24 protein-coding genes and 1 tRNA gene are annotated in these 23,950 nt (G+C 61.1%); 15 read left to right on the top strand and 10 right to left on the bottom strand.

Features of this window, described 5'->3' with window-relative positions:
- Positions 1-35 precede the first annotated feature (35 nt).
- The 4 genes from secDF (at position 36) to ACMUVN_RS07990 (ending at position 4,366) form a co-directional block, all read left to right on the top strand.
- A complete protein-coding gene (gene secDF / locus ACMUVN_RS08005; RefSeq protein ID WP_063475461.1) occupies positions 36-2,576 on the top strand; it encodes a protein translocase subunit SecDF in 2,541 nt (846 codons plus the stop codon).
- A gap of 4 nt (positions 2,577-2,580) precedes the next feature.
- Positions 2,581-2,967, top strand: coding sequence for an Mth938-like domain-containing protein (locus ACMUVN_RS08000; RefSeq protein ID WP_047614799.1), 387 nt, complete (start codon positions 2,581-2,583; stop codon positions 2,965-2,967).
- A 2-nt stretch (positions 2,968-2,969) separates the two neighbouring features.
- The gene (locus ACMUVN_RS07995; RefSeq protein WP_063475462.1) at positions 2,970-3,827 is read left to right on the top strand and encodes a phytoene/squalene synthase family protein; all 858 of its coding nucleotides are present in this window, start codon (positions 2,970-2,972) and stop codon (positions 3,825-3,827) included.
- A gap of 71 nt (positions 3,828-3,898) precedes the next feature.
- Positions 3,899-4,366 (top strand): hypothetical protein, encoded by a 468-nt coding sequence (locus ACMUVN_RS07990; protein WP_063475463.1) that lies wholly within the window; start codon positions 3,899-3,901, stop codon positions 4,364-4,366.
- Between the two features lie 9 nt (positions 4,367-4,375).
- Here the strand turns inward: ACMUVN_RS07990 and trmFO are convergent, their stop codons facing one another.
- The 3 genes from trmFO to ACMUVN_RS07975 form a co-directional block, all read right to left on the bottom strand.
- Complete coding sequence (gene trmFO / locus ACMUVN_RS07985; RefSeq protein WP_063475464.1) at positions 4,376-5,809, bottom strand: methylenetetrahydrofolate--tRNA-(uracil(54)-C(5))-methyltransferase (FADH(2)-oxidizing) TrmFO; 1,434 nt, start codon at positions 5,807-5,809, stop codon at positions 4,376-4,378.
- Between the two features lie 93 nt (positions 5,810-5,902).
- Complete coding sequence (locus tag ACMUVN_RS07980) at positions 5,903-6,046, bottom strand: DUF1127 domain-containing protein (RefSeq protein WP_003573524.1); 144 nt, start codon at positions 6,044-6,046, stop codon at positions 5,903-5,905.
- A 294-nt stretch (positions 6,047-6,340) separates the two neighbouring features.
- A complete protein-coding gene (locus ACMUVN_RS07975) occupies positions 6,341-6,487 on the bottom strand; it encodes a DUF1127 domain-containing protein (protein WP_003558908.1) in 147 nt (48 codons plus the stop codon).
- Between the two features lie 872 nt (positions 6,488-7,359).
- Between ACMUVN_RS07975 and ACMUVN_RS07970 the strand changes: the two genes are divergently transcribed.
- The 5 genes from ACMUVN_RS07970 to ACMUVN_RS07950 all read left to right on the top strand — a co-directional run bounded on the left by ACMUVN_RS07970 (position 7,360) and on the right by ACMUVN_RS07950 (position 11,585).
- On the top strand, positions 7,360-8,478 hold the full coding sequence (locus ACMUVN_RS07970) for a DUF2157 domain-containing protein (protein WP_063475465.1): 1,119 nt from the start codon (positions 7,360-7,362) through the stop codon (positions 8,476-8,478).
- Positions 8,475-9,065, top strand: a complete 591-nt coding sequence (locus ACMUVN_RS07965) for a GDYXXLXY domain-containing protein (RefSeq protein ID WP_047615681.1) — start codon at positions 8,475-8,477, stop codon at positions 9,063-9,065. The genes ACMUVN_RS07970 and ACMUVN_RS07965 overlap by 4 nt, the downstream gene beginning before the upstream one ends.
- 152 nt (positions 9,066-9,217) lie before the next feature.
- A tRNA-Leu gene (locus ACMUVN_RS07960) sits at positions 9,218-9,302 on the top strand.
- Positions 9,303-9,500: 198 nt separating this feature from the next.
- The gene (gene tig / locus ACMUVN_RS07955) at positions 9,501-10,985 is read left to right on the top strand and encodes a trigger factor (protein WP_047614811.1); all 1,485 of its coding nucleotides are present in this window, start codon (positions 9,501-9,503) and stop codon (positions 10,983-10,985) included.
- Positions 10,986-11,162: 177 nt separating this feature from the next.
- Positions 11,163-11,585 (top strand): nuclear transport factor 2 family protein, encoded by a 423-nt coding sequence (locus ACMUVN_RS07950; protein ID WP_047614813.1) that lies wholly within the window; start codon positions 11,163-11,165, stop codon positions 11,583-11,585.
- Positions 11,586-11,683: 98 nt separating this feature from the next.
- Here the strand turns inward: ACMUVN_RS07950 and ACMUVN_RS07945 are convergent, their stop codons facing one another.
- From ACMUVN_RS07945 to map, 6 genes are all read right to left on the bottom strand, one after another.
- Positions 11,684-13,453 (bottom strand): B12-binding domain-containing radical SAM protein, encoded by a 1,770-nt coding sequence (locus ACMUVN_RS07945; RefSeq protein WP_063475466.1) that lies wholly within the window; start codon positions 13,451-13,453, stop codon positions 11,684-11,686.
- A gap of 160 nt (positions 13,454-13,613) precedes the next feature.
- Positions 13,614-14,417, bottom strand: a complete 804-nt coding sequence (locus tag ACMUVN_RS07940) for an endonuclease/exonuclease/phosphatase family protein (RefSeq protein ID WP_063475467.1) — start codon at positions 14,415-14,417, stop codon at positions 13,614-13,616.
- Between the two features lie 50 nt (positions 14,418-14,467).
- The gene (gene sthA / locus ACMUVN_RS07935) at positions 14,468-15,874 is read right to left on the bottom strand and encodes a Si-specific NAD(P)(+) transhydrogenase (protein WP_047615374.1); all 1,407 of its coding nucleotides are present in this window, start codon (positions 15,872-15,874) and stop codon (positions 14,468-14,470) included.
- A 180-nt stretch (positions 15,875-16,054) separates the two neighbouring features.
- Positions 16,055-17,242, bottom strand: a complete 1,188-nt coding sequence (locus ACMUVN_RS07930; RefSeq protein WP_047614818.1) for an alpha-hydroxy acid oxidase — start codon at positions 17,240-17,242, stop codon at positions 16,055-16,057.
- A gap of 187 nt (positions 17,243-17,429) precedes the next feature.
- Positions 17,430-18,257, bottom strand: coding sequence for a RadC family protein (gene radC, locus ACMUVN_RS07925; RefSeq protein ID WP_063475468.1), 828 nt, complete (start codon positions 18,255-18,257; stop codon positions 17,430-17,432).
- A gap of 7 nt (positions 18,258-18,264) precedes the next feature.
- Positions 18,265-19,101: a type I methionyl aminopeptidase gene (gene map, locus ACMUVN_RS07920; protein ID WP_063475469.1), complete on the bottom strand. Its 837-nt coding sequence runs from the start codon at positions 19,099-19,101 to the stop codon at positions 18,265-18,267.
- A gap of 248 nt (positions 19,102-19,349) precedes the next feature.
- On the opposite strand from map, the gene ACMUVN_RS07915 reads away from it, so the two are divergent.
- From ACMUVN_RS07915 to ACMUVN_RS07905, 3 genes are all read left to right on the top strand, one after another.
- Positions 19,350-20,009, top strand: a complete 660-nt coding sequence (locus ACMUVN_RS07915; protein ID WP_063475470.1) for a TetR/AcrR family transcriptional regulator — start codon at positions 19,350-19,352, stop codon at positions 20,007-20,009.
- A 131-nt stretch (positions 20,010-20,140) separates the two neighbouring features.
- Complete coding sequence (locus ACMUVN_RS07910) at positions 20,141-20,314, top strand: hypothetical protein (RefSeq protein WP_003539039.1); 174 nt, start codon at positions 20,141-20,143, stop codon at positions 20,312-20,314.
- The gene (locus ACMUVN_RS07905) at positions 20,311-20,640 is read left to right on the top strand and encodes a DUF6105 family protein (RefSeq protein ID WP_063475471.1); all 330 of its coding nucleotides are present in this window, start codon (positions 20,311-20,313) and stop codon (positions 20,638-20,640) included. Before ACMUVN_RS07910 ends, ACMUVN_RS07905 begins: the two co-directional genes overlap by 4 nt.
- Here the strand turns inward: ACMUVN_RS07905 and ruvX are convergent.
- A complete protein-coding gene (gene ruvX / locus ACMUVN_RS07900; RefSeq protein WP_063475658.1) occupies positions 20,580-21,071 on the bottom strand; it encodes a Holliday junction resolvase RuvX in 492 nt (163 codons plus the stop codon). The two genes, ACMUVN_RS07905 and ruvX, sit on opposite strands and share 61 nt — an antisense overlap.
- A 229-nt stretch (positions 21,072-21,300) precedes the next feature.
- Between ruvX and ACMUVN_RS07895 the strand changes: the two genes are divergently transcribed.
- The 3 genes from ACMUVN_RS07895 (at position 21,301) to gatA (ending at position 23,901) form a co-directional block, all read left to right on the top strand.
- A complete protein-coding gene (locus tag ACMUVN_RS07895) occupies positions 21,301-22,005 on the top strand; it encodes a metal-dependent hydrolase (RefSeq protein ID WP_063475472.1) in 705 nt (234 codons plus the stop codon).
- A 69-nt stretch (positions 22,006-22,074) separates the two neighbouring features.
- On the top strand, positions 22,075-22,362 hold the full coding sequence (gene gatC, locus ACMUVN_RS07890; RefSeq protein ID WP_047614828.1) for an Asp-tRNA(Asn)/Glu-tRNA(Gln) amidotransferase subunit GatC: 288 nt from the start codon (positions 22,075-22,077) through the stop codon (positions 22,360-22,362).
- 57 nt (positions 22,363-22,419) lie between these two features.
- A complete protein-coding gene (gene gatA, locus ACMUVN_RS07885) occupies positions 22,420-23,901 on the top strand; it encodes an Asp-tRNA(Asn)/Glu-tRNA(Gln) amidotransferase subunit GatA (protein ID WP_063475473.1) in 1,482 nt (493 codons plus the stop codon).
- Positions 23,902-23,950 lie beyond the last annotated feature (49 nt).

The following is a 23,950-nucleotide window of genomic DNA, read 5'->3' as shown; positions in this document are numbered from 1 at the left end:
CGGCAGGACCGCCGGATCGGAAGATCGTCGAGAGAATGTTGCATTTTTTCCGCTGGAAAACACTTCTGATTTGGCTGGTCGCGTTTGCGGCCATCGTCATCGCTGCGCCCAATTTGCTGACCGAGGCGCAGCGTTCCTCTCTGCCGGACTGGTTGCGCCACGACCGCATGACGCTCGGCCTCGACCTGCAGGGCGGTTCGCATATCGTTCTGAAGGTCGAGCGTTCCGATATCGTCAAGGACCGCCTGGAGCAGGCGGTCGCCAATGTGCGCAACGCGCTGCGCGGCGCCGGCATCCGCTACACCGGGCTGACCGGCAATGACCAGACCGTCACCGTCCGGATCACCGATCCGGCCCAGACACAGGCGGCGGTCGATCTCCTCAAGCCTTTGACGACGGCTGCGGGACGTTCAGGACCAGAGATCGCGCTGCAGCAGGGCGGGGAGGGGCAACTTTCGCTGCAGATTTCCGACGCCGGCATTACCGCCGACGTCGCCTCGGCCCGGACCCGGTCGCTCGATATCGTAGGCCGCCGCATCGCCGGATTCGGCTATGACAATTTCCTCGTTCGCCCCGATGGCGCCGATCGAATTGTCGTCCAGGTGCTGGGCTCGCTCGATGCGGAGCGGCTGAAAAACATCCTGAACCAGCCGGCCAAGCTTTCCTTTCATCTGATCGATGAAAGCATGTCGGGGCAGGAAGCGCTGAACGGCCGTTGGCCGGCCACATCGCAGGTGCTCTATTCGCTGGACGATCCGCCGGTACCTTATCTCGTCGACCGCACCGCCTTCGTCACCGGCAGCAACATGGTCGATATCGAGCCTGTCGTCGACCCGCAGACGCAGGATACCTCGATCACCTACCGTCTCGACGCCGAGGGCACGCAGCGGCTGGCGCAGGCGACCGGGCAGAATATCGGCAAGCACCTTGCCATCGTTTTCGATGACCAGGTAATGTCGTCACCGGTCATCGATGCGGCGATCACCGGCGGTGAGGGCCGGATTTCGGCAAACTTCTCCGAGGATGGCGTCCGCGACCTTGCCATCATGCTGCGCGGCGGCGCCTTGCCGGCGACGCTGACGAGCGTTGAGGAGCGTAGCGTCAGCCCCACATTCGGCGCCGATTCCATCTTCAGCGGCCTTATTGCCGGCCTCGTCGCCGTTGTGCTCGTCGCAGCGCTGATGATCGCGCTTTACCGTATTCTCGGCGTCATCGCCGTCGTCTCGCTCTTCTTCAACCTGATCCTCATCGTCGCGGTGCTCAGCCTTGCCGGCGCGACGCTCACCTTGCCGGGCATTGCCGGCATCGTGCTCATCGTCGGCATGGCCGTCGACTCGAACGTGCTGATCTACGAGCGCATCCGGGAAGAAGAGAAAACCACCCATTCCTTTGCGGAGGCCGTCGGCCGGGGTTTCTCGCGCGCATTCGCAACGATCGTCGACGCGAATGTCACGATCTTCATCGCCGCCATTATCCTCTTCTTCCTCGGCAGCGAAACCATCCGCGGTTTCGCGGTGACGCTGGCGGTCGGCATCCTGACGACCGTCTTCACGGCTTTCACGCTGACGCGCTCGATCGTCGGCGCCTGGCTGAGACGGCGCCATCCCCGGCATCTGCCGAAGAGTGTCCTGACCCATCTTTTCGAGCATGCCAATATTCGTTTCATGGGGATCCGCCGTTATGTCTTCACGGCCTCGGCGGTTATTTCGCTGATCGCCATGGCCGCTTTTGCCACCGTCGGTCTGCATCTCGGCATCGATTTCACCGGCGGCTCGCTGATCGAGGTAACGGCGAAGCAGGGCAATGCCGACATCGCCGATCTCAGCTCGCGTCTGAATGATCTCAATCTTGGCGATATCAGTGTCGAGCGTACCGGCGGCCCGGCGAACGCGCGGATCCGCATCGCTTCCCAGGGCGGCGGCGAGAATGCCGAACAGTCGGCGGCGACGCTGGTGCGCGGCGAGCTCCAGGAGGATTATGATTTCCGCCGAGTCGAGGTCGTCGGCCCCGCCATCTCGGGCGAATTGACGATGATGGCGACGCTCGGCGTGCTGGCAGCGCTGGCGGCGATCCTGATCTACATCTGGATCCGCTTCGAATGGCAGTTCGCAGTCGGCGCCATCGTCGCAACGCTGCACGACGTCATCATCATGCTCGGTCTTTTCGTCCTCACCGGCATCGAGTTCAATCTGACGAGCATCGCCGCGGTCCTGACCATCGTCGGTTATTCCCTGAACGACACGGTCGTGGTCTATGACCGCATGCGCGAGAATCTCAAGCGATACAAGAAGATGCCGCTGCCGATCCTGATCGATGCCTCGATCAACCAGACGCTGTCGCGCACCGTTCTGACCGCGGCGACGACGCTGCTCGCCTTGCTCGCACTCTATCTCTTCGGGGGCGACGTCATCCGCTCCTTCACCTTTACGATGCTCTTCGGCGTCGCTCTCGGCACTTTCTCTTCGATCTATATCGCCGCTCCTGTATTGATCGTCTTCCGGCTGCGGCCGGAGGCTCCCGACGGGGAAGAGAGCAACAAGACGGATGCTGGTGTAAAATCCGGCACGGTGGTTTGAAAACATGGCAAAAGGCATAGAAATCCGCGCTGCGCATTTCCCCGGGCGCGCCCCGATCGACACTTACGGCAATGGCGGTTTCCGTTTTGCCGACATGTCGCATCGCGGCTCGATCCTTTGCCTGCCTTCCGGCATTCATGGCTGGGACATGGATATGTCGAAACCGCTGTCGCCGGAAAATTTCCGCCGTGTGCTGGATGAGGCTAGTGATATCGAAGTTTTGCTCGTCGGCACCGGAACCGAGCTTCGCCGTCTGCCCGAGGAATTGAAGCTGGCGCTGAAATCGCGCGGCATCTCCTCCGATCCGATGAGCACCGGGGCTGCGGTGCGCACCTTCAATATCATGCTCTCGGAGCAGCGCGCCGTCGCCGCGGCATTGATCGCGGTCTGACGATGACGGAAGCGAATAGTACGACGAACCAGGAGATCTGCCTGGCGATGCTGCGTGACAGCGATCGCGACCGCTATCTCGCCTGTCTGCTGTCGCAGGAGGAAAAGCGCGGCGCGCTTGCAGCTCTCTATGTCTTTAATGCCGAGCTTGCCCGCGTCCGCGATCTCGTGCACGAGCCGTTGCCTGGCGAAGTCAGGCTGCAATATTGGCACGATCTGCTGGAAGGCAGCGCACATGGCTCGACGGCGGCCAATCCCGTCGCCTCTGCACTTCTGGCCGCGATCGAAACGCACCGTCTGCCGCGCAAGACGCTGATCGACATGATCGAGGCCCGCACTTTCGATCTCTATGACGATCCGATGGAGACCCGTCTCTCGCTTGAAGGTTACGCCGGCGAGACGGCATCCGCCCTGATCCAGCTGGCAAGCCTCGTGCTTTCGCCTGAGGAGGCCGCACGATCGGCCGACGCTGCCGGCCATGCCGGCGTTGCCCAGGCCGTCGCCGGGCTATTGCTGCTGATGCCGCTGCATCGCCGCCGCGGCCAGGTCTATATTCCGCTGCAGATCCTGTCGGCAACCGGTCTCGACCGCGATACCTTCCTTGCCGGCGACGACAGGGCGCGCATCTCCGCCGCCATCGAGGCTTTTGCCGGTCTTGGTCGCGAACATCTGGCGAAGGCGAGAGCGGCAGGGCCGATTGCGGCAGCCGTGTTTCCAGCCTTCCTGCCGACGGTGCTCGCCGAACCGGTGCTCGTCAAGGCGCAAAAACGCGGCGCCTCGCTGTTCGACCATCCGCTGCAGCCGCCGCAATGGCGCCGCCAGCTGCGGATGGGGCTGGCTGCGGCACGCCGGAAAATCTGACATCGGTCAAATTCGCGCAAGTCTCGCGCGGTACAACACTTCCACCGCTACCCTTTGATCGGAGACTCGGCGTGGGCATTATCGTCTGGTGCGTTCTTTTCGCCATCGTTGTTTTCTTTGCTTTTGTGGCCACACGCATGGCCGCGCAGAACAAGGAAGATGGCCTGCATGACACGGGCCTCGCCATCATCGAGTTCGGCCGCGCCTTTCCGACCGAGGCGATCCGCCAGTTGCAGGCGACGGAAAACGGCCAGGCAATCTTCGTACGCCTGCACGATAACAAGGCGGGCTTCATGCGCAACATGTCGCGCCACTTCGCCTGCCATCTGATCGAGCCGGGCCGCGTGCGTGTCGTCGGTTCGGAAACGGGCAGGGGACTGATGGTCGACTTCCTCGATGCGCCCCATCACAATGGTGATTTTGAATTCGCTTCCGCCAAGGAGGCTTCCGAAGTGTCGCTCTGGCTGCTCGGCAATTATATTGCCGAGCCGGATAAGGACCTGCCATCCGGCAATCTGCCGGCGGCGAACAAGCAGTAGAAGCGCCGGTCAGGCGCTCTCGGCAAGCGTCAGACTCTGGCCAAGCCAGGCGGCGCAGTCTGCCAGCGCGCGGCGCGCGATCAGTTGCCGCTTCATGATCGTCTTGTCCTTGCCGCGGAAACGCTTGACGCCTTCGGGTTTTACGATCGAACCGGGTTGGAGCTCCGGAAACAGCCCGAAATTGATGTTCATCGGCTGGAACGATCGTTTACCCGGCTCCTCGTCGGTGACGATATGACCACCGGTGATATGGCCGAGCAGCGAGCCGAGCGCCGTCGTCGCCGGCGGCAGCGAGATCGCTTCGCCCTTGCGTTCGGCGGCGGCGAAACGCCCGGCCAGCAGCCCGACGCTGGCGCTTTCGACATAACCCTCGCAACCGGTGATCTGACCGGCAAAGCGCAGGCCGGGCCGCGATTTCAGCGTCAGCGACGGGTCGAGCAGGGTGGGGGAGTTCATATAGGTGTTGCGGTGCAGGCCGCCGAGACGGGCAAATTCTGCATTTTGCAGACCCGGGATCATCCGGAAGATGTCCGCCTGTGCGCCATATTTCAGTTTCGTCTGAAAGCCGACCATATTGTAGAGCGTGCCGAGCGCATTGTCCTGCCGCAGCTGCACGACGGCATAGGCCTTGACCGTCGGATTATGCGCGTTCGTCAGCCCCATCGGCTTCATCGGCCCGTGGCGCAGCGTCTCGCGGCCGCGTTCGGCCATCACTTCGATCGGCAGACAGCCGTCGAAATAGGGCGTGCCTTCCCATTCCTTGAAACCGACCGTGTCGCCTGATACCAGCGCGTCGACGAAGGCATTGTACTGCGCCTCGTCCATCGGACAGTTGATGTAATCCTTGCCGGTGCCGCCGGGACCGACCTTGTCGTAGCGCGACTGATACCAGCAGATATCCATGTCGATGCTCTCGCGGTAGACGATCGGCGCGATGGCGTCGAAGAAGGCGAGCGAATCCTCGCCCGTTTCCGCCTGGATAGCGTTTGCGAGCGACGGCGCCGTCAGCGGTCCGGTGGCGACGATGGCGAGATCCCAGTCGCGGGGCGGCAGGCCGGTGATCTCTTCCCGCACGACCGTGATGAGCGGGTGCTCGTGGATTGCCTTGGTCACGGCCTCAGAGAAGCCATCGCGATCGACGGCGAGTGCGCCGCCGGCCGGCACCTGGCATCGATCGGCAGCGGCCATGATCAGCGAGCCCGCCATGCGCATTTCGGCATGGATGACGCCGACGGCATTGCTAGTCGCATCGTCGGAGCGGAAGGAGTTGGAGCAGACGAGTTCGGCCAGGCCGTCGGTCTTGTGCGCATCGGTGCCGCGTACGCCGCGCATTTCATGCAGGATGACGGGAATGCCGGAACTGGCGATCTGCCAGGCGGCTTCCGAACCGGCAAGCCCGCCGCCGACGACGTGGATGGGGGAATAGGAGGAGGTCGTGTTCATCCCGGGCTGATATCATGTCGGCAGGTGCGATCCAACACCCCGGAATCAAAAACGGCGCCTGATGGCGCCGTCTTGGAAGCATCGTGCCCGTTATTAACGGAACGAGCGGGATGCGATATTGCGGATGTCGTAGCGGCTGACGCCGATATCGGACAGGGTCTGGTTGGAAAGGCCGCCGAGTTCGTTGAGCGTACGGCGGTAGCTGAGCCAGCTTTTTGCAATGCGGATCGGGTTCATCGTTTTCTTCCTATGTCCGCGGGACGGCGGGATCGCCTGTCTCTCTGCGGTTGGTGTTTATATAGGCGATATCGGTCCTATTGTGCAGTGCAAATAAAAGGCGTCTGCCATGCAATTGTGCAATGTGATGCTCGTAAATTGGGCGGTGAATATTTTTTGAGCGGGCTAAAGAAGCGGAAAAACATGCAACCGCGGTGCCAGCCGCATGCAGACAAAAGAAAACGCCCGCTGTGGGTACAGCGGGCGTTTCAATCGAGAACAATCGCGCTTGGGAGGAGCCGCGATCGCCTGGAATTAGCGGGCAGAAGCCTCACGGGCAACGCGATGGATATCCGAACGGTCGATGCCGAGATCATGCAATTCGCGGTTGGTCATGCGGCCAAGTTCCGTGACGGTCTGACGATACTTGCGCCAGTTATTGAAAGAGCGAGAGAAGTTCATGTTAAGCCCCTTTCCGAGGGTTTCATCTGCCAGCAGCCACCGATCGGCGCTGACCTCTATTTGATGACTGGAATATATGTTGCGGCGCAAAAGACTAAAACAGCCAAGTTTTCAAATCACCTATGCGGCATACGCAATGCTCCAGGGGTATTTGACGCAGACTTACCGTTTTTTGGTCAACGAATAGGCAGAATGACTCTTGGGGAAGCAATCCGGTTGAGAGCGACCAATGGCGTGCCGTTGTCGAAAAACGCCGCGCTCTCCGGTGAAGCCGCCCGCCCAGCCGGAGCAAAGAAGTGTTTCGCTTCAAATTGGAAGCCGCCCATTTGTCTGCAGGCTCGGTGGGGCGGTGTGGCGATAATGTGGCGCGACGGCGCCATGCGAGGGAAAGCCCCGGACCGTCAATGCTTTAATCGGGCTGTCGCTCAACAAAAACGCCCGCCGGGGGAGGATCCGGCGGGCGTGTTATGGTGACTGGCAACTGGGAGGAGGAGTGTTGCCAGCCTATCGCAGCGCGCTGGGAGGAGGAGTGCGCAGCTGCGAATCTCGTCACGGACAAGCATCCGCGGGCGTCCGGCTGATGCCGGGCCGGGGCGCCATCCCCGTGCTTGGATACCTCAAACAAATAGTATGACTAATGATTATTTTGCAGTGCAATAAATTCATGAGTGGTATGCGTAATGCGCATGCCTCTCCGTTCATATGTCTATATTAGCGCTTCTGACGTTAGCGGCCGGTTAACACTCGATACAAGTTAGACCAATGAGGAACTTGTATATTTGCCGCAGGAGCGTTTGCGAACACCTCTGCTGCGTCTATAACGGCGAGAGCCGCAGTGCCGCAGTCGGCGTCGCGGAAATAAGGGGTGGAGCATGTATCGCGGCAGATTGGAGCGGGATCTCTCCCTCTGGGTGGGCAAGGGCCTGCTCGGTCAGGAAACGGCAAGCGCACTTCTCGCCGAATATGACAGCCGCCCGGCAAGTTTCAGCCTCGGCAGGGTGCTGATGGCGCTGGCGGCGGTGCTGCTTGCCGCTGCCATCCTGCTGGTCGTCGCCTCCAACTGGGAGGCCATCCCGCGCCTTGTCCGCGTCGGCGGCATCCTCGCGCTGATCTGGGTGGTGCACATCGCCGCCGCCCGGATGCTTGCCCGCGGTTCGACAGCGGCCGCAAGCGGCTTGCTGGTCATCGGCGCGATGAGTTTCGGCGGCGCCATCTCACTTGTCGGGCAGATGTATCATCTCTCCGGCGACGAGCAGACGGTGATGTATCTCTGGTTCGCCATCGCGACGATCTCGGCAATCCTGTTCCGTTCGGGCGCCGTGACCATCGTCGCCGGCTTCCTCTCCTGGGCGTCGTTCGCCGTCTACCTGCAGAATAACGACACGCATTGGATAGGCTTCGATCCCTGGATGGCGCCCATCATGGCGGCGATCACAATCGCCCTGGTGCGGTATACCGGCGCCGAGCGGGCCCGCCATCTGGCCTATCTGCTTTTGATCGGCTGGCTCGCCTGGCTCTATACTCTCTATGAGGAGATCGCCGTGGCGCTCGCCTTCGCGATCGGCGGCATGGTGGCCTTCGTCCTGACGGCGTTGCCGCTCCCGCGGATCGCCTCCCTGGTCAGGAGCGCCGGTGCGGCCCCGGCCTTCTACAGCTTCCTTGTCGCCGCGATCGGCTTCCTGCTGCTGCATATCGAGATCGAGGACGGCTGGCGGCTGGTGGTGCTTGGCGTGGCGACGCTTGCCGCTTCCGTGCTGGCAATCGCCCTGCATGGCAGGAATAACGGCGCGGTGCGTTATCTCGCCTACACCACCTTTGCCGCCGAGATGCTGTATCTTGCCTCCGTCACCGTCGGCTCGATCCTCGGTACGTCGAGCCTCTTCCTGTTCTCCGGTCTCGTGGTGGCACTTGTCGCGTGGATCGTCATCCGTCTCGAGCGGCGTTTTTCGGCGAATGCACAGTCGGCGAATGGACAGGGGGAGCGCGCATGAGCTCGTTCATGGCAAGGCTGCAATCCGGTAGGGGTTATCTCTTTTCGGCGATCATCGTCGCCGGTCTGCAGACCCTTATCCTCGGCACGATCATCCAGAGCCGGGCGTCTATCCTCAGCAATGGCGCCGAGGTGCTGCTGAAGACGGCGCCCGTCGACCCGCGCGATTTCCTGCGCGGCGATTACGTCGTCTTGAACTACGACATTTCTTCGGTGCCGGTGCAGACGGTTTCCGGTGGCATTCCGGCCGAGCCCGGCGAACGCGTATTATGGGTTCGGTTGAAGAAGCAGGAGGACGGTTTCTGGACGGTGATCGAATCGTCCTTTCATGAACTGTCGCCGCAGCCGGAGACCGTGATCCTGCGCAGCCAGCCATTCTACAGCGGCGGACTTGCCGCCGGCGACAGCATCCGTGTCGAATACGGCATCGAGCGCTATTACGTTCCGGAAGGCGAGGGCAAGCCGATCGAGGAGGCCCGCAATGACGGCAATGTCGCTATATCAGTGCGGGTTTCGCCTGATGGAAGCCCGCAGATTCGCAGCCTTCTCGTTGACGGCAAGCCGGTTTACGACGAGCCGCTTTACTGATCCGGCGGCACTTCTTAGCAGGGCGGCTTCTGAAGCGCAGATCGCTGTCATTGACCGTTCATTTTTCCTTTGCCTCGGCCAAATCGGGTGATATAGAGACGCCGCGCTCCGGAAGGCCTCATGCGCAGGCATAGGCATGCGGTTTTGTGAACGCGGGTATGGTGAAATTGGTAGACACGCCAGATTTAGGTTCTGGTGCCGCAAGGCGTGGGAGTTCAAGTCTCTCTACCCGCACCAAGCTGTTTGCAGGCGGGAGACTGAGAATCGGTTGTTCCAGAACAATTGAAAGTTGTCCCGAATAGCCCGCGAGTGCCGTTCCGCTTTGGGCGGAATGATACGGAATTGGAAAAGCCACGCGCGGCACGCTGCCGGCGTCGTGCTCATTGAAACGAACGGCGTCTGGGCACGGCCGCCACGACATGAAGGTAGGAAGACATGCAGGTTATCGAAACGCTCGCTGAAGGGCTGAAGCGCGAAATCAAGGTCGTTATCCCGGCCAAGGACATGGAAGACAAGATGAATGAGCGTCTTGCCGATGTGAAGGACAAGGTTCGCATCAACGGCTTCCGTCCGGGCAAGGTCCCCGCTGCTCACCTGAAGAAGGTCTATGGCAAGTCGATCATGGCCGACCTCGTCAACGAGATCGTCCGCGAGCAGCCGGCCGCCATCCTGTCCAGCCGCGGCGAAAAGTCGGCCACGCAGCCGGAAATCGCCATGACGGAAGACAAGGACGAAGCCGACAAGATCCTCGCCGCCCAGCAGGATTTCGAATTCACGCTCTCCTATGAAGTGCTGCCGCCGATCGAACTGAAGTCGGTCAAGGGCATCAAGGTCACGCGCGAAGTCATCGACATCTCGGACGACGAAGTCAACGAGCAGGTCCTGAAGGTCGCCGAAAGCGCTCGCGCCTACGAGACCAAGACCGGCAAGGCCGCCAACGGCGACCGCATCACCATGGATTACGTCGGCAAGGTCGACGGTGAAGCCTTCGAAGGCGGCACCGACCAGGGCGCCGAACTGGTGCTCGGCTCCGGCCGTTTCATTCCTGGCTTCGAAGACCAGCTCGTCGGCGTCAAGGCTGGCGATGAGAAGACCATCACCGTGACCTTCCCGGCCGACTATCCGGCCAAGAACCTCGCCGGCAAGGAAGCGACCTTTGATGTCACCGTCAAGGATGTCGCAGCCCCCGGCGCTGTCGAGATCAACGACGAACTCGCCTCCAAGCTCGGCATCGAATCCGCCGACCGCCTGAAGGAAATCGTTCGTGGCCAGATCGAATCGCAGTACGGCTCGCTGACCCGCCAGAAGCTGAAGCGTCAGATTCTCGACCAGCTCGATGAGATGTACAAGTTCGAGACCCCGAACTCGCTCGTCGACGCCGAATATAACGGCATCTGGAGCCAGGTGAACAACGACCTCGCCCAGTCCGGCAAGACCTTCGAGGACGAAGACACGACCGAAGAAAAGGCACGTGAGGAATACAAGACGCTCGCCGAGCGTCGCGTCCGCCTCGGCCTCGTTCTCTCCGAAATCGGCGAAAAGGCCGGCGTCGAAGTCAGCGAAGACGAAATGCAGCGCGCCATCTACGATCAGCTGCGTCAGTATCCGGGCCAGGAAAAGCAGATCCTCGAATTCTTCCGCAGCCAGCCGGGTGCCGCCGCTTCGATCCGCGCGCCGATCTTCGAAGAAAAGGTCATCGATCACCTGCTGACCGAAATCGACGTTACCGACAAGAAGGTGACGAAGGAAGAACTGCTCGCCGAGGAAGAAGGCGAGGCTAAGGCCGAGACCAAGAAGGCCGCGCCGAAGAAGAAGGCTGCCGCCAAGGCCGAAGCAGTTGACGCCGGTGAAGGCGAAGAAGCCGCACCGAAGAAGAAGGCTGCTCCGAAGAAGAAGGCGGCTGACGAAAGCGCCGAATAATCGCTTTTCAGTTCAGAAGTTTGGAAGGCCTCGCCATCGTGCGGGGCCTTTTTCTATTATCTGGGGCAGTTTCATTCTCGCCGCCTACTCCATTGTGCCTATTCATCCGGAACAACAAAGAGTTGCAATAAAGTATAATTCGATGCAGATTTCGCTGATGGTGGGGAGGACCTGAAGATGACTGCAAAGCATGACATGAAGAAGCTTGTGGAGGAAATCTATGCTGTGCGTGACCGCGGCGATATCGAGGGCACGCTGGCGCTGATCGGCGAGGGGTGCACCTTTCGCATGGCCGGTAATACACGGCTGGCGCCCTTTTCGACTGAAGCAAGCGGGCATGCCTTTCGCCAAGCGATAACGCAGCTCATCACGGTATGGGATCTATCGAATATCAAGACATCAGGCATCTATGTCGACGAAGATGAGCACATGGTCTTTGCCCACCGCGAAGGCGAGGTCAGGCACATCCCATCGGGCGTGAGCTTCCATACGGAATTCGTCGACAAGATCCATTTCCGGGATGGGAAACCGGTCAAGATCGTCGAATTCGTCGACACGCTGCAAGTGGCCGAGACGAGCCGGATCATCCAGCTCGCTTAAACGGCCTCCAAAGTCCGAGCGCTTCAAAGCGCGTTGTCAAACTTGATTTGGGGTTTGGTGCGGCCGACAGGGCGTCGGCCGCCGTTAAGATTTAGCGCTCAATGCGCTGTCAGTTGCGCGACTTTCCTGACATGGTTGACGGCTGCTGCGCCGCCGGCGGTCTGGGTGAAGAGGTGGAGCGTTTCCTCTTCGTCGTCGGCGACAGGCGTCAGGGCCTGATCCATATAGGTCTTCGACTTGGCATCCCTTGAAATCAGGAATGCCGAAATCGTCAGGCCAATGATCGTGCCGGCGAGCGAGGCATGTTTGCGGAAGGTTTCCCAGGCGAAGCGCGGCCAGAACACCAGCGGATTTTCGCGCGGCAGGTCCGGGCGACGCTCCGACGGCGTCTTCAGGCGCAGCAGGCCGCTTTGCAGTGGATGCACGTTTTCCAGCGGCACGGTGGTCGCGAAGGAGACGAGAACCTTGACGAGCCTTGCAAGCGGGACGCCGGTTGCCACGGCGCGGCGCAGCAGCGTCTTCATATGATCAGGCGAATAATAGAGCGACCAGGCCTCGTGGTAGATGTCTTCCCACTGCTGCTTGCTCATCTTGGGATGCGCGGTGCAGACATGCTCGACATCGTAGATGTTGAGATCGGCATCCATCTCGACGCCCTTCTTCCATAGGACCTGATGGTCCTCGGAGCCCGGCAACGGCGTCAGGATGAAGAATTCGATGACGTCGAGCGGCAGCTCTTCCTGGATGATCGTAATGTCGCGGCGGATCGATTCCGGCGTATCGGCGGGGAAGCCCAGGATATAACCGGCAAGCGTCATGATGCCCTGCGCCTTCCAGGCGAGCAGCATCTTGCGGTATTCGGTGATCTTGTTCTGGTTCTTCTTGGCGGCGGTCAGATTGTCCGGATTGACGTTTTCGAGGCCGATGAAGACACGGGTGACACCGGCGCGGCGGGATTTCTCGATGAAATTCGGGATCTTGTGGCAGAGCGTGTCGACCTGGATCATCAAGCCGAGCGGAATGCCGTCGCGCTCCTTGAGCTCGATCAACCGGTCGAAGATCGCTTCCCAATCCTTGTTGCGGGCGAAATTGTCGTCAGTGATGAAGAATTTGTGGATGCCCTGCGCCCAGTTCATCCGCACCAGCTTTTCGACGTCGTCGGCCGAGCGGAAGCGCGATTTGCGTCCCTGCACGTTGATGATGGTGCAGAACGAGCACTGATAGGGACAGCCGCGTCCGGCATCGAAGCTGGTGCTGAGCCCGAGCGTGCGCTGGATATTGTCTTTCGGCAGGAAGGGAACCGGCGTGCCGCCGATACCGGGAAGGTCGTTCATGAAATTGTAGAGCGGCTTCAGCTCGCCGGCGGCGGCGTCGCGCAGCACCATGTCGAGCCGGCCCTCGGCCTCGCCGGCAAACATCGAGATGCCCATGTCGCGGCAGGCATCGAGCCCGACCGCCTTGCCATCCAGCATCGACAGGCAGCCGGAAACATGGAAGCCGCCGATGGAAACCGGCAGGCCGGCATCGCGGAAGGGCCGGGCGATATCGAGGGCGCGCGGATACTGGTTGGTCTGGACACCGACGAGCGCGATCATCCCGAAATTGTCGTGACGCTTGAACTGCGCCAGCAGTCCGGCAAAATCGATCCGCGTATTGGTCTCGTCAATCACGGTGATGTCGATCGCCGTATCGTCTCCGAGCACCTTGCGCTCGGCGCATTCCGCGGCGATGCCATAGAGTGCCGCGAGCGAATTGGAGGGAATCATCGCCCGCCACCAGCGGATGACATAACCGTCATCGTCATAATGCGACGGCTTGATCAGGATCAGCTGAAAACGTCTGCGGGCAGCTTCCAAGACTTGGGACAAGAGTATCTATCTTTCTTTAGAAGCTTTTGCCCGAAGGCAAAATGGATTTGAAGACATCTATCAGGCACGGCGTATCAATGCGATTTAGGCGGTCAAACTAAGGCGTAAAAAAAGACACGGCGCGTAAACGCTTTCGCGAAACTTGTCATTCCTCAATATACTACCCGATATCGAGCAGCAATGCGCGGTGGTCGGAGACCTCAGGCGCCTCGACCACCTCGAATTTGGCAACCTTCACCGCCGGTGTAACCAGCATGTAGTCGGCAAAGCGGCCCTGCTTCAGATAGTAGGAGGTTCGCGTGTCTACAAGGCCGTTTCCGGTGACGAGATCGGAAAGCCCGAGTCTGGCGAGCATGGTGAAGGTCGCGCTGTCGGGCAACACATTGAAATCGCCGCAGACGATCAGCCCTTCGTCACCGGGCCAGACGCGCTCGATGAGCCCGACCAGCGCTGCGGCCTGCGCCTCGCGCGCCGCCGTGTCATCCTTGCCTGCGGGATCGCGCAGGCCATGCATGTGGGCGATGGTGACGGTCGAAGCGTGCTCATGGCTGAAGAGGCGGATGCAATGGGCGTTTCGCGGCCGGGGATGGTCGCCCCAGCCATCAGCGGAAAAATGGCCATGCACGAAGTCCAGCCCCTGGGCAATGACGGAATGGGTCTTGCGCACGAAGGTCGCAAGCCCGAATTCGGCGGCAATGGCGGTATCGCCGTCGGACAGCTCGCCTCTCGATGTCGGGCAGAAGAAGCCGTCGTGGCCGGGCAGGGCGGCGCTGACCTCCGTGAATAGATTGAGGCGCTGTGGCAGCTCCAGCCCTGCATCCCGATAGATCGACCATCCGCAGCCCGTACCCGGCGCCCGCAGCACCTCCTGCAGGCACAGCACGTCCGGATCTGTCTGCCTGACATAGCCGATCAGGGCCTCATGCAGCCTGCCGCCCCACGCGTTCAGCGAAATGATGCGCAATGTCGTTCGGCTCCGTTTGGCGGCCGGATCTGCTGTCTACACGGCGAGCTTTAGAGTTCCGACTTGATGTCGCCCATCCGGTTCCAGGCATCGAGGCCGGCGATCTTGTAGGCTTCGGCAAGCGTCGGATAGTTGAAGGTGTTTTCGACGAAATATTCGACCGTCCCTTTGAGATTGAGCACCGCCTGGCCGATATGGACCAGCTCGGTGGCGCCTTCGCCGACGATATGCACGCCGAGCAGACGGCGAGTCTTCAGCGAGAAGATCAGCTTCAAAAGGCCGGTGTCGAGGCCCATGATATGACCGCGCGAGGTTTCGCGGAACCGGGCGATGCCGCACTCATAGGGAATACCGCGCTCCTTCATCTCCTCTTCGGTCAGGCCGCAGGTCGAAATCTCCGGCACGGCATAGATGCCGTAGGGGAAATATTTCGGCGGCTCCTTGGCGACCGCGCCGATCGCGACGCGGGCGGCGATGCGGCCCTGTTCCATCGAGGTCGAGGCAAGGCTCGGAAAGCCGACGACGTCGCCGGCGGCGTAGACGTTGGCAACCGATGTCTGGAACGTCTCCGGATTGACCTTGAGACGGCCGCGGCTATCGGCTTCGAGGCCGATGGCCGGAAGGTTCAGCGCGTCAGTCGCCCCCATGCGGCCGGCGGCGAAAAGCACCATGTCGGTCGTCAGGCGTCGGCCACTGTCGAGCGTCAGCTCGACCTTGCCGTTGTCGAGCGTCTCAACCTTGTCGGCCTTCTGGCCGAGCAGCAGCTTCATGTTGCGGTCGCGCAGCTGATAGGTGAAGTCCTCGACGATTTCCTTGTCGATGAAGTCGAGCATCGTCGCCTTCGGGTCGATGACGGTGACGGCCGTGTCGAGCGCGCTGAAGATCGTCGCATATTCGATGCCGATGACGCCGGCGCCGATGACGACCATCGATCGCGGCAACTCCTGGATGTCGAGCAACTCGTCGCTGTCGAGTACAGTCTTGCCGTCGAAAGGTATGTAATCGGGACGGAACGGCTTTGTGCCGACGGCGAGCAGTACGCTGGCGGCGGTGACCTGCGTGGTCTCGCCGTCATCCTTGATCACCTGCAGCGTCGACGCATCGATGAAGCTCGCCTTGCCGCGAATGTGCTGCACGCGGTTGCGGGCGAACTGGTGTTCCAGCACCTCGACCTCGTGGTTCAGCGTGATCAGCAGGCGGCGGCGCAAATCATCTGCGCTGATCTCTTCCTTGACGCGGTAAGACCGGCCGTAGAAACCGCGTTCGCGCCAGCCGGAGAGGTTGAGCGCGGTCTCGCGCAGCGTTTTGGAGGGGATGGTGCCGGTATGGACGGACACGCCTCCGACGCGTTTGCCCTGCTCGATAACAAGCACTTTCTTGCCGAGTTTTGCAGCCTGGATGGCGCCGCGGCGCCCTGCGGGACCGCTGCCCACCACAACGAGATCGTACTGAAGCATCATCAAGCCCCGGATTGGAAAGGAATCATTTTGCGACGCAAAATGTCGCCCGTCCATCGTTAGCCGGTCAATGTTACAGATTGTTTTACGGCCGCCTGATTGGTCCTGACGGGCGCTTTTTCGGGCAAGTGAGCCCTTCGGGAAACAGCTTTACGCCATGATGTCGGCGCGCGACGGTTTTCATGCGCGGGTGATGTAGTCCGCGGAAATATCGCTGACCTTGGTAACGCCGAGCAACGCCATATTGCTGTGCAGTTCCGTCTTCAGGATGTCCGCCGCCTTAAGCACGCCCGGTAACCCCGCGACGGCTGCGGCATAAAGGAACGGCCTGCCCACGAACACGAAACGGGCCCCGAGCGCGAGAGCCTTCATGATATCAGTTCCACGCCTGAAACCGCCATCGACCATGACGGCAACGCTGTCTCCGACACGTGCTGCAATCTCCGGAAGCACCTGAAGCGGTGAAGCGGTGCCGTCAAGCTGGCGGCCGCCATGGTTGGAGACGATCACTCCATCCGCCCCGGTGTCGGCAGCCCGGGCCGCGTCGTCAGGATGCATGATCCCCTTGACCACAAGTTTGCCGGACCACCTGTTGCGTATCCGCTCCAAATGATTCCAGTTGAGGTGGTCGCGCCTGCCGAAATCGCGCGTGACGTTCGAGGAGATGATCGGCGCGCCTCTTGTGGCATAGGAATTTTCAAAATGCGGAATGCCGTGCCGAACGATCGTGCGCAAGAATGTGCCGGTGGTCCAACGCGGGTGCGAGATGCCCTGCCATGCCAGGCGCAGACCTGGACGCAAAGGCGTCGAAAATCCGGCCCTTACATTGTTTTCCCGATTTGGCAGCGTGGCTGTGTCCACGGTCAGCAGAAGTGTGCGCAAGCCGGCGGCGCCGACGCGATCGATCAGAGCATCGATACGATCGGGTTCGCCGGGGAGATAGGCCTGAAACCACGCTTGTGGCGAAACCGCAGCGATCTCTTCCAAGGGGATAAGTGAGGAACCGCTTATAATCATCGGGATTCCCGACTGTTCCGCTCCCCGCGCGAGCACGATGTCACCTCGATAGGCCATCAGCGCGCTGATACCCATCGGCGCGATGCCGAATGGTGCGGCATGGGTCTTGCCGAAGAGGCTCGTCTCGGTGCTGCGTTTCGAGACGTCCCGAAGGACACGAGGCCGGAAGGCATAGGCCTGGAAAGCTTCCGCGTTATGCCGCAGCGACGCATTGGTCTCGGTCGCGCCGGCGATATAACCGAACAGAGGCTTTGGCAGATGTCGCCGCGCCTTCATTTCAAAATCATCGAGGCAGAGCACGTCGCGGCAGAGCCGGGTCGATCGATCGGTGTTGCCGCTGCGGATCGTCATGGAGCTTCATCTTCTCGGTATTTCGGGCGGGCATTGTTCAGACATGGTGGTTGCAGGATTGCATACAATCCCGCACGACCAACTGCTGTCAACTCCAGCATTCCGCAGTCTTCCCACGCCGATGGGCCGCCGCAGGATCGACGTGCGGCGGCCTTGCACCTCGTCGGCGGTCGGTCCTGGCTTTTGTTCAGATCAGCTTCAGCCCCTTCAGGCTGACATGGCCGTCCTTGCCGATGATGACATGGTCGTGAACGGTGATATCGAGCGCCTTGGCGGCATCGATGATCACCTTCGTCATGTCGATGTCGGCGCGCGACGGTGTCGGGTCGCCGGAGGGGTGGTTGTGGACGAGGATCATCGCCGTTGCCGAAAGCTCCAGCGCGCGTTTCACCACCTCACGCGGATAGACCGGCGTGTGGTCGACCGTGCCGCGCCCTTGCACCTCATCGGCGATCAGCACATTGCGTTTGTCGAGAAAGAGGATGCGAAACTGTTCGCGGGTTTCGTGCGCCATGGCGGCATGGCAATACTGGATGACCGAAGACCACGAGGACAGGACCTGTTTGCTCCTGAGCTCGCTCTTCAGGGTCCGATGGGTCACAGTCGAGATCAGCTTCAGGTCGAGCGCCACGGCCTCGCCGACGCCCTTCACCTCCGTCAGCAGCGCTGCTGGCGCACCGAAGACGCCGGAAAGCGAGCCGAATCGCTCGATCAGCGCCTTGGCGATCGGCTTGGTATCACGCCGCGGGATCAGCCGGAAAAGCAAGAGCTCGAGGATTTCGTAGTCGGCAAGCGCGGTGTCGCCCAGTTCGCGGAAGCGGTCACGCAACCGCTCGCGATGACCATGATAATGTTCTTGCGCGGCGAGCGAGGCGGGCAGGGCGGTCCTGCCATTCGCCGCGGACGGCTTTTGCGGTCGTCCGCCGAAGAACGAGCGTTCGTCGGCGGCAATGGGCTCTTGCGTTGGGAAAGGCAACTCGTCGTCGGAAGATGTCGCAACAGGTCCCTTCGCCATCGGATCGTTACCCGTTGTGCGACGGCAGGCCCGGGCGGTCGAGCCCGCCCGGCGACAGCGTGAAGATCTCGCAGCCATCGGAGGTGACGCCGACCGTATGTTCGTACTGGGCCGAAAGCGAGCGGTCGCGGGTCACCGCCGTCCAGCCGTCGGCCAGCACCTTCACATGCGGTCGGCCGAGGTTGATCATCGGCTCGATGGTGAAGATCATGCCTTCGCGCAGTTCCGGCCCCTCATTGGCGCGGCCGTAATGCAGGATGTTCGGCGAATCATGGAACAGCCGGCCGACACCGTGACCGCAGAAATCGCGCACCACCGAACAGCGCTCGGCCTCGGCATAGGTCTGGATCGCCTCGCCGATCGCGCCGGTGCGGGCGCCCGGCCTGACGGCTGATATGCCGCGCATCAGCGATTCATAGGTGACCTCGAGCAGGCGCTCGGCGGCGCGCTTGATCGTGCCAACAGGATACATCCGGCTCGAATCGCCGTGCCAGCCGTCGAGCACGAAGGTAACGTCGATATTGACGATATCGCCTTCGCGCAGCGGCTTGTCGTTCGGAATGCCATGGCAGACGACGTGATTGATCGAGGTGCAGGTCGATTTGGTATAGCCGCGATAGTTCAGCGTCGCCGGATAGGCGCCGTGCTCCAGACCGAAATCGAAGACGAATCGGTCGATCTCATCGGTCAGCATGCCGGGTTTGACGATGTCGGCAAGCGCATCGAGGCAGCGCGCGGTCAGCTGGCATGCCCTGCGCATACCCTCGAATGCTTCAGCGTCATAAAGCCGGATGGCGCCGGTATTCTTCGGCGGCGCGGAAGAGGCTTCGATATAGTTCACCATTGCAGGGCCTTAGCGGAGATTATTAGATTTGTTCATAATGCAGCTATGCCGGGTTCGTCCATCGCGATCAACCGCCAGGACGAGATTTCTGACCGGATCGGATCCGTTTGGCGTGCAGCTTTCCAAATCGGTCCGAGGCCAAATCGTTGGACCGGATGGAATATCCACAATCTTCCCAAGGGGATAGGATTGATTGCCTGAAATCTCCCCGTTACTCACCGATTGGTGACAGCGGGGAAGGGGCATTCATGCTGAACGAAGCGATTAATCTTGAGATCTTACCGGAGGCCGCCGGCGAGCCGGAACGGCGCGTGCGTGATCGCGGCGCCACCGAACGCGCCATCCTTGCCGCCGCCAAGGGTCTGCTGGCCGAGCAAGGCTTCCAGAATTTCGGCATCAACGCGGTCGCCCGCCGCGCCGGCTGCGACAAGCAGCTGATCTATCGCTACTATGGCGGCCTCGACGGCCTGGTCGAAGCGATCGGCGCCGATCTCGGCACATGGGTGAAGGATCGCATTCCGGAAGACACCGGCGGCATGTTCCTGCTCACCTATGGCGACCTGATGGAGCGGCTGTCGCTTCTTCTTCTCGATGCCTTGAGAGATGATCCGTTGATGCGCCGCATCCTCGCCTGGGAAATATCGGAAAACACCGAGCAGGTGAGGCGGCTGTCCGAAGCGCGTTCGAAGGCGCTCGCTCTCTGGCTGGAGCGCATGCGCGGCTCGCTGGCGTCGCCGAAGGGCATGGATGCAGCAGCCGTCAACGCCGTCGTCATCGCGGCGATCCAGCACCTCGTGCTCGCTGCTGCAGCCGGCGGGCAGTGCGCCGGCCTGTCGCTGAAGACATCCAAGGATTGGGAAAAGGCGGCGACGGCGCTGAAGCGCATCGTGCGCGGCGTCTACGGTTGAGATCTGCTCATCCACAGGGGGCGGGTTTCGCGTTAACCTTAACAAATGGTTTACGTTGCGCGGGCCTGGTTAAGCCGACAGTGTGGCGGTGAGCAGAGATGGTATGAGTGAGAGTGCCCGAGTTGACGCCCATGGGAACGAAGATCGCTAAAGCCGCGTTTCTGGTGACGGCGATGATGTTTTTCGCAGTCCTGGCGCTGGATATTGCAATTCCGACGCTGGTGCTTTGCATCATGGCATTGTCAACCTGGTTGGTCTCCCTCGATCTGCCCGTCGCGCGCAAGCATGGAGGAGAGGCCGCATGAAGTGGTTTCTGATCTTCTGGGCCGGCCCCATCGTCTTTCTGGGCGGATGGTACTGGCTCTCCTATTACGACATGAATTTCGGCATCTTCATGCTGTCGCGGCAGGTCCATGACCTGACGTTCGAGCTTTACGGAAAGGCGCTCGGCATTCCGCCGGAGACGATCCCACCGCTCGTGGCCCGCGCGATCGCGGTCGACAGCCTCGTCGTCTTTGCCATCCTCGGCTTCAGAAAGCGCAAGTCGATCATCGCCTGGTGGACGGCGCGTCAAGCGCTGAATTCGTCTCCCGACCTTGCCAGCAAGGAAAGCCTGTCGAGCGCGCCCTGAAGGATGAAACTTGCCGCGGCCGAATCGATCCGTTCGGCCCGCTTGGCGCGCGAGACGTCCATTTCGAGCAGCGTCCGTTCGGCCGCGACCGTGGAAAGCCGCTCGTCCCAATAGACGAAGGGCAGCGCCGTCTTCTGCTCCATGTTGCGCACGAAGGCGCGCGTCGCCTGTACGCGCGGACCCGCCGATCCGTCCATATTCATCGGCAGGCCGATGATGAAGCCTGCGACCTTTTCCGATTGTGCAAAGTCCAGCAGCGCCTGCGCATCGATGGTGAACTTGACGCGCCGGATCACCGTGCGCGGCGTGGCGAAGCGCCGCCCGAGATCGGACATCGACAGCCCGATCGTCTTGGTGCCGAGATCGAGGCCGGCAATCGCCTGTCGCGGGGCAAGCGTCTCGGCCATTTCCTCGATCGTCAGCACCGTCATCGCCATGTCATCCCGTCAAAAGAAATTGAAGTCGTCGCCGCTTTTCTTTGTGGCCACGTAAGATATGTCCTTAGAGCATGATGCCGAAAAGTGTGAGCGGTTTTCGGGCGACATCATGCTCCAATTCTTTGATTGAGATGCGGATGGAGATTGAGGCCGATCCCGCCCAAAATCATCCGGATCTCCTATCGAAGCCTGCTTTTGCATCACGTAATAAAGGAGACATTTCATGAAGATCACCTGGCTCGGCCATTCCGCCTTCCGCATCGAGACATCAAAGGCGAAGATCCTGCTCGACCCGTTCCTCAGCTATAACGCCTCCTTTTCCGGCCAGGATATCAAGGACGTTTCGGCAGGCGTCACCCACATCCTGCTGACCCATGGCCATGGCGATCACGTCGGCGACACCGTGGCGCTTGCCAAGGAAACCGGCGCCGTCGTTCTCGCCAATGCCGATCTCGCCGCCTGGCTCGGCTCCAAGGGTGTCGACAAGATCGAGATGGGCAATACCGGCGGCACGATCGCGCTCGGCAGCTTCTCGGCGACCTTCACCAATGCGCTGCACTCATCTGCCCAGATCACCGAAGACGGCGTCTCGCACGCGCTCGGCAACGCCAACGGCCTGATGCTGCACTTCGACGACGAAGCCTCGATCCTTGCCATGGGCGATACCGACATCTTCTCCGACATGGCGCTGATCAATGAATTGCACCAGCCCGATATCGGCCTCGTGCCGGTCGGCGACCGCTTCACCATGGGTGGCGCGGTGGCGGCACTTGCCTGCCGGCGTTATTTCAACTTCAAGACCGCGATCCCCTGCCACTATGGCACCTTCCCGATCATCGACCAGACGGCCGAAAAATTCGTTGCCGGCATGGAGGGATCGCAGACGGATGTGAAGGCGATCAAGCCCTCCGAGAGCCTGTCGATCTAGCAAAACCCCGTTGCGTAAGGCGGACATGGCCTTTATAGCGGGTAGGAAAAATCCTATCCGGAGAATGCCATGTCCGTCGATCTTGCCACCGTGAAGCGCGTCGCCCGCCTTGCCCGTATTGCCGTCTCCGAGGATGAGGCAAATCGCATGGTCGGCGAGCTGAACGGTATCCTTGGCTTCGTCGAGCAACTCTCCGAAGTGAATGTCGATGGCGTCGAGGCGATGACGTCAGTCACCCCGATGGCGATGAAGAAGCGGAGCGATGAGGTGACAGACGGCGGCAAGGCGGCCGATATCGTCGCCAATGCGCCCGTCACCGATCATAATTTTTTCCTGGTGCCGAAAGTCGTCGAATAAGGCTTCGAAGCCTCTTTCCGACCCTGTTGCCATTTCCAGATCTGAAGCGAAAACACGATGAGCGAACTCACCAGCCTGACCATTGCCGAAGCCCGCCAGAAGCTGCGCGCCAAGGAAATCACCGCGACCGAACTGACCGAAGCCTATATCTCGGCGATCGATGCGGCCAATGGTCAGCTGAATGCCTATATAAAGGTCACGCCGGATCTCGCCCGCCTCATGGCGAAGAATTCCGACGCGCGCATCGCCGCCGGCAAGGCGGGCGATCTCGAAGGCATTCCGCTCGGCATCAAGGATCTCTTTGCCACCGTCGGTGTGCACACCCAGGCCTGCAGCCACATTCTCGATGGTTTCGAGCCCCGTTATGAATCGACCGTGACGCAGAACCTCTGGGATGACGGCGCCGTCATGCTCGGCAAGCTTAACATGGACGAGTTCGCCATGGGCTCCTCCAACGAGACGTCGTATTACGGCGCGGTCATCAACCCCTGGCGCTCCGCGGGTTCCAACCAGCAGCTCGTGCCCGGTGGCTCCTCCGGCGGCTCGGCCGCAGCCGTCGCCGCTCACCTTTGCGCCGGCGCCACCGCGACCGATACCGGCGGCTCGATCCGCCAGCCGGCAGCCTTCACCGGCACCGTCGGCATCAAGCCGACCTATGGCCGCTGCTCGCGCTGGGGCACCGTCGCTTTCGCTTCCTCGCTCGACCAGGCGGGCCCGATCGCCCGCGACGTGCGCGATGCCGCCATCCTTTTGAAGTCGATGGCAAGCGTCGATGCCAAGGACACGACGTCGGTCGATCTGCCGGTGCCGGATTATGAAGCCGCGATCGGCCAGTCGCTGAAGGGCATGAAGATCGGTATTCCCAACGAATACCGCGTCGATGGCATGCCGGATGAGATCGAAGCCATCTGGCGCCAGGGCATCGCCTGGCTGAAGGAAGCCGGCGCCGAGATCGTCGACATCTCGCTGCCGCACACCAAATACGCCCTTCCGGCCTATTACATCGTCGCTCCCGCCGAGGCATCCTCGAACCTCGCCCGTTACGACGGCGTGCGCTACGGCCTGCGTGTCGACGGCAAGGATATCGTCGACATGTACGAGAAGACACGTGCCGCGGGCTTCGGCAAGGAAGTCAAGCGCCGCATCATGATCGGCACCTATGTGCTGTCCGCCGGCTATTACGACGCCTATTATATCCGCGCCCAGAAGGTCCGCACGCTGATCAAGCGCGATTTCGAACTCGCTTTCGATGCCGGCGTCGACGCCATCCTGACGCCGGCAACACCGTCGTCGGCCTTCGGCGTCGCCGATGAGAACCTCGCCGCCGATCCGGTGAAGATGTATCTGAACGACATCTTCACGGTGACGGTCAACATGGCGGGCCTGCCCGGCATCGCCGTGCCGGCCGGCCTCGACCAGAAGGGCCTGCCACTCGGCCTGCAACTGATCGGCAAGCCCTTTGATGAGGAAACCCTCTTCAAGACCGCCCATGTCATCGAGCAGGCGGCCGGCCGGTTTACGCCCGCCAAGTGGTGGTAACCGACTTAACGATCCATTTGCGCCGATCGCAAGGCGGTCGGCGCCCGGC

It is taken from the genome of Rhizobium sp. IY2, from assembly GCF_047532935.1.
In the GTDB taxonomy this organism is placed as follows: Bacteria; Pseudomonadota; Alphaproteobacteria; order Rhizobiales; family Rhizobiaceae; genus Rhizobium; species Rhizobium anhuiense.
This window is presented reverse-complemented; position numbering and strand designations above follow the sequence as displayed.